The following is an 8,270-nucleotide window of genomic DNA, read 5'->3' as shown; positions in this document are numbered from 1 at the left end:
AACGAATTATGAAAAAATACTTGCAAAAAATAAAAATGTATAGTAAAATGTTGAATGTTGTGGCGAGGCATACGATGAAGTGGGAGATTGCTGCGAATTAAGATGCAGGTAACTTCTATGGAGAATGTCCGATTCTAGAAACCGGGCGACAAGTCACTGTACATTTTGCTATGCATATTATTATGCATATGATTTAGATGAGTACAGCCCAGGTAAATATAAAATTATATTCCTGGGCTTTAATATAGTCAAATAGGAAACACCCGGCATAGTGTACAGAAGTCTGCTTGTTGTACGTAATAATAATAAGGAGGATTATGTATGGCAAACAAACAAAAAATCAGAATCAGATTGAAAGCATTTGATCATCAGGTTCTTGACCAATCAGCAGAAAAGATAGTTGAGACAGCCAAGAGGACAGGAGCAAAAGTGTCGGGGCCGGTACCGTTACCTACAGAGAAAGAGATTATAACAATACTTAGAGCTCCGCATAAGTACAAAGATTCTCGCGAGCAGTTTGAAATGAGGACACACAAAAGACTTATCGACATTCTGCTTCCTACACCAAAGACGGTAGACGCACTGATGAGATTGGATTTACCTGCAGGTGTAGATATTGAGATAAAGCTGTAAAAGCTTGGTAGTTATATAAAAAAGGTCATGTTCACATATCATGAAAGCACATTTCATGAAGTGAACCAATAACCATAGGAGGGATAAATAGATGCAAAAATTTATGCTTGGCAAAAAAATAGGCATGACACAGGTTTTTAATGAAGATGGATTGTTAATTCCTGTTACCGTTATAGAAGCAGGTCCAATAACAGTAATCCAGAAGAAGAAACCTGAAACAGACGGATATAATTCAGTAAAAGTTGGATTTGGAGATGTTCAGGAAAAAAGACTGAACAAGCCGCAGAAAGGATTATTTGCCAAATTGGGTATAGCACCCAAAAAGTATGTTAGGGAATTTAGAATTGATGATCCCGACAAATATGAAGTAAAGCAGGAAATCAAAGTTGAAGAAATGTTCCAAGCTGGTGACAGAATAGATGTAACAGGGATTTCAAAAGGTAAAGGCTTTGCTGGTGTAATTAAAAGATTCGGAAATGCAAGAGGTAAAGAAACACACGGTTCCATGTATCATAGAAGAGTAGGTTCTATGGGAGCGAATACAAATCCGGCAAGAGTATTTAAAGGCAAAAAGCTTCCTGGACATATGGGTGTGGATAGAGTAACCGTTCAAAATCTTGATGTCGTTAAAGTAGATGCAGAAAGAAACCTTATGCTTGTAAAAGGAGCAGTGCCGGGAGCTAAAGGCGGATTATTATTGATTAAAGACACCGTTAAGGCCGGCAAATAAAAAGGGTGAAAGGAGGATTTAAAATGCCGAAAGTTGATGTATATGATATAAATGGTAAAGTAGTTGGTGACATAAATTTAAGTGACGATATTTTTGGAATTGAAGTCAACAAAAACGTTATTCATCAGGTTGTGGTGAATCAACTGGCAAACAAAAGACAGGTACCCAGTCAACAAAGACAAAGAGCGAAGTAAGTGGAGGCGGCAGAAAGCTTGGAGACAGAAGGGTACCGGTAGAGCAAGACACGGTAGCATACGTTCGGCACAATGGGTAAAAGGTGGTATAGTTCTTGGACCGAAGCCGAGAAGCTACAGATATACGCTTCCTAAAAAGGTTAGAAGACTTGCATTGAAGTCAGCGTTATCATCAAAGGTTAATGAAAATGAATTGTTTGTACTTGACAGTCTGAACTTCGATAAAATAAAGACTAAACAGATGGCAGATGTATTAAAGAATCTGAAGATTAATGAAACTGCTGTGTTGGTTTTGGCTGAAAAGAACGAAAATGTTGAATTATCTGCAAGAAATATTCCTGGATTGAAGACTTTGTTTGTTAACACAATGAATGTGTATGACATAATGAAGCACAACAAGTTTATAATAACCAAGGATGCTGTAGCAAAGGTTGAGGAGGTGTACGCATAATGAGAGCTGCTGAAGATATAATCAAAAGGCCGTATATTACTGAAAAAAGTAATGCCGAGATTGCAGACGGCAAGTACACCTTTATTGTGGATGTAAAAGCTACAAAAACTGAAATAAGACAAGCAGTTGAAAAGCTATTTCAGGTAAAGGTACTTAAAGTGAATACGGTAAAGTATGATGGAAAGCAAAAGAGAATGGGAGTACATGAAGGCTTTAGACCGGATTGGAAAAAGGCGATTGTAAAGATCGATACAAATCCGAATCCGGTAACATATTTGGCTAAAGGTGGCAAAACAACCACTACAACTAAGAAATATAAAACAAGTATTGAAGAATTTGGTGCTGCACAATAAGAAGATCTTACCAGCAGTAAGATAGATTAAGGAGTGAAAAGAGATGCCAGTTAAGAAGTATAATCCAACATCTCCTGCGACAAGGTTCATGACTGTGTCAACCTTTGAGGAGATAACTAAAAAAGAACCAGAAAAATCATTATTGGCACCCCTTAAGAAAACTGGCGGCAGGAACTCATACGGAAGAATTACAGTTCGCCACCATGGAGGGGGAGCAAAGCAAAAATATAGAATAATTGACTTTAAGAGAGACAAGGACGGAATAAAATCAAAAGTTGCGGCAATAGAATATGACCCGAACAGAACAGCATTCATTGCGCTTCTCCACTATGTTGACGGTGAAAAGAGATATATCCTTGCTCCTCATGGATTGAAAGTCGGAGATATAGTAGAGTCGGGTGAAAATGCCGATATTAAGCCGGGAAATGCATTGGCACTGGAAAATATCCCGGTAGGTACGGAAATCCATAATATAGAGTTAAAGCCGGGAAAAGGCGGACAATTGGTTAGGTCTGCGGGTAATGTTGCACAGCTGATGGCAAAAGAAAATGGATATGCTCAGATAAGATTACCTTCCGGAGAAGTAAGAATGGTGAGCTTGAAGTGTAAAGCTACCATAGGTCAAGTAGGCAACATTGACCACGAAAATATCTCAATAGGTAAAGCCGGAAGAAAGAGATGGATGGGTGTAAGACCTACAGTTCGTGGTGTTGTAATGAACCCAGTTGATCACCCGCACGGTGGTGGTGAAGGTAAATCACCAATCGGTAGACCGAGTCCGGTAACTCCTTGGGGTAAGCCAACATTGGGTTACAAGACAAGAAAGAAGCACAAAGCATCCGACAAGTTTATTGTTAAGAAAAGAAAATAATAGGCAATTGTTCTGTTAGAGGTTTTTAAGCGGTAAATGAAAGGAGGACACGGTTAGAATGAGTAGATCAGTAAAGAAGGGACCATATGTTGACCCGAAGCTTCTTAAGAGAATAGAAGAAATGAACGCTAAAAACGAAAAGAAAGTGTTGAAAACATGGTCCAGAGCTTCTACAATATTTCCTCAAATGGTAGGGCATACAATTGCAGTACATGATGGAAGAAAGCATGTACCGATTTATATATCGGAAGAAATGGTTGGACACAAGTTGGGAGAATTTGCTCCTACGAGAACTTACAGAGGACATGGTTCTCATACAGAAAAATCGTCATCATTGAGGTAAAGTTAAGTTTAGTGAAAGGAGGAGATCCGGTTGGCACAGGATGCAAAATTAAAACAGGATAATCTTGAAGAGAAAGAAAATGCCATAGAAGTAATTAATGCTAAACATAGAAGGTCAAGAAAGCCGGCTTTGCTTACAAAAAGCGAAAGGAAAAAGCTCGGAATTGGAAAAGACCAGGGCAAAGCTATTTTACGATATGCGAGAATATCTTCAAGGAAAGTAAGAATTGTATTGGATCTTATAAAGGGTAAGGATATTGATGAAGCATATGCAATATTGAAATATACTCCGAAGGCTTCATCAGAAATATTGTATAAACTTTTAAAATCAGCTGAGGCAAATGCAACTAACAATAATGGATTAAATAGAGACAATCTTTATGTTGCTGAGGCTTTTGCAAATCAGGACCTACTTTAAAGAGAATAATGCCTAGAGCTAAAGGTAGTGCCGATAGAATTAGGAAAAGAACCAGTCACATTACTTTGGTAGTTAAGGAAAGAAGTTAATAGAAAAGGAGGGTGGATAATGGGCCAGAAAGTTAATCCCCATGGACTGAGAATAGGAATTATAAAAGACTGGGATACAAAATGGTATGCCAATGACAAGAATTTCAGCGAATTCTTGGTAGAAGATTTTAAAATAAGGAAGTTCATTAAGAATAAACTTTATTCAGCAGGTATTTCAAGAATAGAAATAGAGAGAGCTGCAAACAAGGTAAAGATTAATGTAAATGCTGCAAAACCCGGATTGATAATAGGTAAGGGTGGAGCTGGTATAGAGGAATTGAGAAAGCAGCTTGAAAAAATGACTCAAAAGAATATATTGATAAATATAACAGAAATAAAAGTTCCGGAATTGGATTCACAGATTGTTGCAGAAAATATTGCTTCTCAGCTTGAAAAGAGAATATCCTTCAGAAGAGCAATGAAACAGGCAATGTCAAGAGCTATGAGACTCGGAGCTAAGGGAATAAAGACAGCCGTATCCGGACGTATTGGTGGTGCTGAAATAGCTAGAACTGAGCATTATCATGAAGGAACAATTCCTCTCCAAACATTAAGAGCTGACGTTGACTATGGCTTTGCTGAAGCCAATACAACTTATGGTAAATTAGGTGTTAAAGTTTGGATATATAAAGGAGAAGTTCTTCCGGCTGTTAAGAAGGATAAAAAGCAGGAAGGAGGAGATAAGTAATGTTAATGCCTAAAAGGGTGAAGCGTAGAAAGGTTCAGAGAGGAAGAATGAAAGGAGTAGCAACCAGAGGAAACAAGGTTGTTCACGGCGATTTCGGTCTTCAGGCTCTTGAGCCGGCTTGGATTACAAGCAATCAGATAGAGGCAGCGAGAATAGCGATGACTCGTTTTATAAAAAGAGGCGGTAAGGTTTGGATAAAGATATTCCCAGACAAACCTGTAACTGCGAAGCCTGCTGAAACCCGTATGGGAAGCGGTAAAGGTTCTCCTGAGTATTGGGTAGCTGTTGTAAAACCAGGAAGAGTAATGTTTGAAATTGCCGGGGTGTCGGAAGAAGTTGCAAGGGAAGCTCTAAGGCTTGCTATGCATAAACTTCCCATTAAGTGTAAATTCGTGACACGTGAAGATGAAATGGGTGGTGAAGCTAATGAAAGCTAAAGATATAAGAAAAAAATCTCAAGAAGAATTGCAAAAGGAACTCGTGGAGTTGAAGTCAGAGCTTTTTAAGCTTAGGTTTCAGCACGCTACCAATCAGCTCGAAAATCCTATGAAGTTAAAGGATGTTAAGCGATCCATTGCTCGTATAAAGACTATATTAAAGGAAAGAGAACTTAAGGGAATACAGGTTTGATATCCCTTGAAAGGAGGTAGTTTTAGTTGGCTGAGAGAGGATTAAGAAAAGTCAAAGTTGGTAAAGTTACCAGCGATAAGATGGATAAAACAATAGTTGTATCTATAGAAAGCTCTGAAAAACACCCGTTGTATAAAAAGTTCGTTAAGAGAACTTACAAACTAAAAGCTCATGATGAGAAAAATGAGTGTAAAATTGGCGATATAGTAAAAGTTATGGAAACACGGCCACTTAGCAGGGATAAAAGGTGGAGAGTCGTTGAAATTGTTGAAAGAGCCCGTTAATGATATCTGAAAGGAGGTTCTATTATGATTCAGGTACAAACAACACTTAAGGTTGCCGACAATACCGGTGCAAAGAAGCTTATGTGCATAAAGGTTCTTGGTGGTTCCAAGAGAAAGTATGCAAACATTGGTGACGTTATAGTAGCTTCTGTTAAAGATGCAACACCCGGTGGCGTTGTTAAAAAAGGTGATGTTGTAAGATGTGTAATTGTCCGCTCCAAAAGAGGAGTTAGAAGACCGGACGGTTCTTATATAAAGTTTGATGAAAACGCAGCAGTCCTTATCAAAGAAGACAAAAACCCAAGAGGAACTCGTATATTTGGACCTGTTGCAAGAGAATTAAGGGATAAGGAATATATGAAGATATTGTCCCTCGCACCAGAAGTTCTATAAGGGAGGAGGCGGCTTAAATTGAATAACAAGGTTCATGTAAAAAGAGGAGATACAGTTGTACTTCTAACCGGAAAAAAAGAAGGAAAAAAAGGTAAAGTTTTAGAAGTTAATACTAAGGACGGAACAGTTATTGTTGAAGGAATGAATATTGTAAAGAAGCATCAAAAGGCAAGATCCCAATATCAACAAAGCGGTATAATCGAGAAGGAAGCGCCTATACATGCTTCAAACGTTATGCTGGTTTGTCCTAAATGCGGAAAGCCAACAAGGGTTAGAAGACGTGTTCTGGAAAATGGAGAAAAGAACAGAGAGTGCAAGAAGTGCAACGCTACAATAGATGTTATAAAGGAAGCAAAGAAATAACGGAGCAACGCTAGGAAAGGAGGTAAATATCGATGCCAAGATTGAAAGACAAATATTTAAATGAAGTAGTGCCTGCGTTACAGGCTAAGTTTAAATATAAAAGTCCAATGCAAGTGCCAAAACTCGAAAAGATTGTTTTGAACATGGGTGTTGGAGACGTAAAAGATAATGCAAAAGCTTTAGATTCGGCAGTTAATGATATGGCACTGATAAGCGGTCAAAAGCCCGTAGTAACTAAGGCAAAAAAATCAGTTGCCGCATTTAAGATTAGACAAGGAATGAACATAGGTTGTAAAGTGACATTGAGAGGAAATAAGATGTATGAGTTTGCTGACAAGCTCATAAACATTTCTCTACCAAGAGTAAGGGACTTCAGAGGCGTACCTGTAAACTCCTTTGACGGAAGAGGAAACTATTCCATGGGTGTGAAAGAACAGCTTATTTTCCCTGAAATTGATTATGACAAAATCGATAAGATAAGAGGGATGGATATAACGTTTGTTACAACGGCAAAAACCGATGAAGAGGCCAAAGAACTCCTCAAATTGCTGGGAATGCCGTTTAGCCAAAGCTAAAGGAGGGATTTTTCCGTGGCAAAGAAAGCTATGATTATAAAACAGCAAAGAACACCCAAGTATAAGACAAGAGCATACAACAGATGCAAACTTTGTGGAAGGCCACATGCCTATATGAGAAAGTTCGGAATTTGTCGTTTATGCTTCAGAGAATTGGCTTATAAAGGTCAAATACCCGGTGTTCGTAAAGCAAGTTGGTAGTTATCTTGTGAAAGGAGGTTAAACATATGCAGGTAACGGACGTAATCGCAGATATGTTGACCAGAATAAGAAATGCTAGTTCTGCAAAACATGAAACTGTTGATATACCTGCTTCCAACATTAAAAGATCAATAGCAAACATTTTGCTGGAAGAAGGTTATATAAAAGGCATAGAAGAGATCAATGACGGTAAGCAGGGAGTTATAAGAATAAAGTTAAAATATACAAATAACAAACAGAATGTTATTTCAGGAATAAAGAGAATCAGCAAACCAGGACTTAGGGTATACGCCGGAAAGAGTGAAATACCTAAAGTTCTTGGGGGTCTTGGAATTGCTATAATTTCTACGTCAAAGGGAATTATGACAGATAAGAAAGCAAGAGCAGAAGGCGTTGGCGGAGAAGTTTTAGCGTTCGTATGGTAATAAAAAAGTTTCTGAAAAGAGTTTAAGAATAAAAGGTCTTAGACTCACAATGTTAAGAACTGGAGGTGCCGAAATGTCGAGAATAGGTAGATTGCCGGTAGCAGTTCCAAAGGGTGTTGATATTAAGATTGCAGACAACAATACTTTGACTGTTAAAGGGCAAAAAGGAACTTTGACAAAACAGTTCCACAAAGAGATGATTATTAAAGTTGAAGGAGATAAAATCTTAGTTCAAAGGCCTTCTGACGAAAAGAAGCACAAAGCTTTACACGGTTTAACCAGAACTCTTATAAACAATATGGTTATAGGTGTTACTCAAGGATATGAAAAAGCTTTGGAAATAAACGGTGTGGGTTACAGAGCACAAAAGCAAGGTAAAAAGCTGGTTTTGACTCTTGGATATTCCCATCCCGTTGAAATGGAGGAGCCTCAGGGTATAACTGTTGAAGTGCCTGCTCCTAACAAAATAGTTGTAAAGGGTATTGACAAGCAGGCAGTCGGCGAATTTGCTGCCAAGATCAGAAGCAAGAGAGAACCTGAGGTTTATAAAGGAAAAGGAATTAAGTACGAAAATGAAGTAATGAGACGCAAAGAAGGTAAAGCAGGCGGCAAAGGTAAGAAATAGGAGGG

15 protein-coding genes and 2 pseudogenes are annotated in these 8,270 nt (G+C 38.3%); all 17 read left to right on the top strand.

Going from position 1 to position 8,270, the window contains the following annotated elements:
- Nucleotides 1–321: 321 nt before the first annotated feature.
- The 17 genes and pseudogenes from rpsJ to rplF all read left to right on the top strand — a co-directional run bounded on the left by rpsJ (nucleotide 322) and on the right by rplF (nucleotide 8,265).
- On the top strand, nucleotides 322–633 hold the full coding sequence (rpsJ, locus tag JCM21531_RS11365) for a 30S ribosomal protein S10 (protein WP_038289980.1): 312 nt from the start codon (nucleotides 322–324) through the stop codon (nucleotides 631–633).
- A gap of 91 nt (nucleotides 634–724) precedes the next feature.
- On the top strand, nucleotides 725–1,363 hold the full coding sequence (rplC, locus tag JCM21531_RS11360) for a 50S ribosomal protein L3 (protein ID WP_038289977.1): 639 nt from the start codon (nucleotides 725–727) through the stop codon (nucleotides 1,361–1,363).
- A gap of 23 nt (nucleotides 1,364–1,386) precedes the next feature.
- Nucleotides 1,387–2,008, top strand: a pseudogene (gene rplD, locus JCM21531_RS11355) (50S ribosomal protein L4).
- Nucleotides 2,008–2,361, top strand: a complete 354-nt coding sequence (gene rplW / locus JCM21531_RS11350; protein WP_038289974.1) for a 50S ribosomal protein L23 — start codon at nucleotides 2,008–2,010, stop codon at nucleotides 2,359–2,361. The pseudogene rplD and the gene rplW overlap by 1 nt, the downstream one beginning before the upstream one ends.
- A 43-nt stretch (nucleotides 2,362–2,404) precedes the next feature.
- Nucleotides 2,405–3,232, top strand: a complete 828-nt coding sequence (gene rplB / locus JCM21531_RS11345) for a 50S ribosomal protein L2 (RefSeq protein ID WP_038289971.1) — start codon at nucleotides 2,405–2,407, stop codon at nucleotides 3,230–3,232.
- Between the two features lie 58 nt (nucleotides 3,233–3,290).
- On the top strand, nucleotides 3,291–3,575 hold the full coding sequence (gene rpsS / locus JCM21531_RS11340) for a 30S ribosomal protein S19 (protein ID WP_038289969.1): 285 nt from the start codon (nucleotides 3,291–3,293) through the stop codon (nucleotides 3,573–3,575).
- Nucleotides 3,576–3,704: 129 nt separating this feature from the next.
- Nucleotides 3,705–4,081: pseudogene (rplV, locus tag JCM21531_RS11335) on the top strand (50S ribosomal protein L22).
- A gap of 19 nt (nucleotides 4,082–4,100) precedes the next feature.
- A complete protein-coding gene (gene rpsC, locus JCM21531_RS11330) occupies nucleotides 4,101–4,769 on the top strand; it encodes a 30S ribosomal protein S3 (protein WP_038289966.1) in 669 nt (222 codons plus the stop codon).
- Nucleotides 4,769–5,206 carry a 50S ribosomal protein L16 gene (gene rplP, locus JCM21531_RS11325; RefSeq protein ID WP_038289962.1) on the top strand — a complete coding sequence of 146 codons (438 nt, stop codon included), beginning with the start codon at nucleotides 4,769–4,771 and terminating at the stop codon, nucleotides 5,204–5,206. The genes rpsC and rplP overlap by 1 nt, the downstream gene beginning before the upstream one ends.
- Nucleotides 5,196–5,399, top strand: a complete 204-nt coding sequence (gene rpmC, locus JCM21531_RS11320; protein WP_038289960.1) for a 50S ribosomal protein L29 — start codon at nucleotides 5,196–5,198, stop codon at nucleotides 5,397–5,399. Before rplP ends, rpmC begins: the two co-directional genes overlap by 11 nt.
- Nucleotides 5,400–5,425: 26 nt before the next feature.
- A complete protein-coding gene (gene rpsQ, locus JCM21531_RS11315; protein WP_038289957.1) occupies nucleotides 5,426–5,683 on the top strand; it encodes a 30S ribosomal protein S17 in 258 nt (85 codons plus the stop codon).
- A gap of 24 nt (nucleotides 5,684–5,707) precedes the next feature.
- Nucleotides 5,708–6,076, top strand: a complete 369-nt coding sequence (rplN, locus tag JCM21531_RS11310) for a 50S ribosomal protein L14 (protein WP_038289954.1) — start codon at nucleotides 5,708–5,710, stop codon at nucleotides 6,074–6,076.
- Nucleotides 6,077–6,094: 18 nt separating this feature from the next.
- Nucleotides 6,095–6,439 carry a 50S ribosomal protein L24 gene (gene rplX, locus JCM21531_RS11305; RefSeq protein WP_038289951.1) on the top strand — a complete coding sequence of 115 codons (345 nt, stop codon included), beginning with the start codon at nucleotides 6,095–6,097 and terminating at the stop codon, nucleotides 6,437–6,439.
- Between the two features lie 32 nt (nucleotides 6,440–6,471).
- The gene (gene rplE, locus JCM21531_RS11300; RefSeq protein ID WP_038289950.1) at nucleotides 6,472–7,014 is read left to right on the top strand and encodes a 50S ribosomal protein L5; all 543 of its coding nucleotides are present in this window, start codon (nucleotides 6,472–6,474) and stop codon (nucleotides 7,012–7,014) included.
- A gap of 15 nt (nucleotides 7,015–7,029) precedes the next feature.
- On the top strand, nucleotides 7,030–7,215 hold the full coding sequence (locus JCM21531_RS11295; RefSeq protein WP_038289948.1) for a type Z 30S ribosomal protein S14: 186 nt from the start codon (nucleotides 7,030–7,032) through the stop codon (nucleotides 7,213–7,215).
- Between the two features lie 26 nt (nucleotides 7,216–7,241).
- Complete coding sequence (gene rpsH / locus JCM21531_RS11290) at nucleotides 7,242–7,640, top strand: 30S ribosomal protein S8 (RefSeq protein ID WP_038289947.1); 399 nt, start codon at nucleotides 7,242–7,244, stop codon at nucleotides 7,638–7,640.
- A 73-nt stretch (nucleotides 7,641–7,713) separates the two neighbouring features.
- Nucleotides 7,714–8,265 carry a 50S ribosomal protein L6 gene (rplF, locus tag JCM21531_RS11285; RefSeq protein WP_038289944.1) on the top strand — a complete coding sequence of 184 codons (552 nt, stop codon included), beginning with the start codon at nucleotides 7,714–7,716 and terminating at the stop codon, nucleotides 8,263–8,265.
- The last annotated feature ends 5 nt before the right edge of the window (nucleotides 8,266–8,270 follow it).

It is taken from the genome of Acetivibrio straminisolvens JCM 21531, from assembly GCF_000521465.1.
In the GTDB taxonomy this organism is placed as follows: domain Bacteria; phylum Bacillota; class Clostridia; order Acetivibrionales; family Acetivibrionaceae; genus Hungateiclostridium; species Hungateiclostridium straminisolvens.
This window is presented reverse-complemented; position numbering and strand designations above follow the sequence as displayed.

Bases quoted from the DNA above. Each gene is read 5' to 3' on its own strand.
- rpsC (WP_038289966.1), top strand. From the start codon at position 4,101: ATGGGCCAGAAAGTTAATCCCCATGGACTGAGAATAGGAATTATAAAA.
- rplN (WP_038289954.1), top strand. From the start codon at position 5,708: ATGATTCAGGTACAAACAACACTTAAGGTTGCCGACAATACCGGTGCA.
- rplB (WP_038289971.1), top strand. From the start codon at position 2,405: ATGCCAGTTAAGAAGTATAATCCAACATCTCCTGCGACAAGGTTCATG.
- rplW (WP_038289974.1), top strand. From the start codon at position 2,008: ATGAGAGCTGCTGAAGATATAATCAAAAGGCCGTATATTACTGAAAAA.
- rplC (WP_038289977.1), top strand. From the start codon at position 725: ATGCAAAAATTTATGCTTGGCAAAAAAATAGGCATGACACAGGTTTTT.
- rplF (WP_038289944.1), top strand. From the start codon at position 7,714: ATGTCGAGAATAGGTAGATTGCCGGTAGCAGTTCCAAAGGGTGTTGAT.
- rpsJ (WP_038289980.1), top strand. From the start codon at position 322: ATGGCAAACAAACAAAAAATCAGAATCAGATTGAAAGCATTTGATCAT.
- rpsS (WP_038289969.1), top strand. From the start codon at position 3,291: ATGAGTAGATCAGTAAAGAAGGGACCATATGTTGACCCGAAGCTTCTT.
- rpsH (WP_038289947.1), top strand. From the start codon at position 7,242: ATGCAGGTAACGGACGTAATCGCAGATATGTTGACCAGAATAAGAAAT.
- rplE (WP_038289950.1), top strand. From the start codon at position 6,472: ATGCCAAGATTGAAAGACAAATATTTAAATGAAGTAGTGCCTGCGTTA.
- rplP (WP_038289962.1), top strand. From the start codon at position 4,769: ATGTTAATGCCTAAAAGGGTGAAGCGTAGAAAGGTTCAGAGAGGAAGA.
- rpmC (WP_038289960.1), top strand. From the start codon at position 5,196: ATGAAAGCTAAAGATATAAGAAAAAAATCTCAAGAAGAATTGCAAAAG.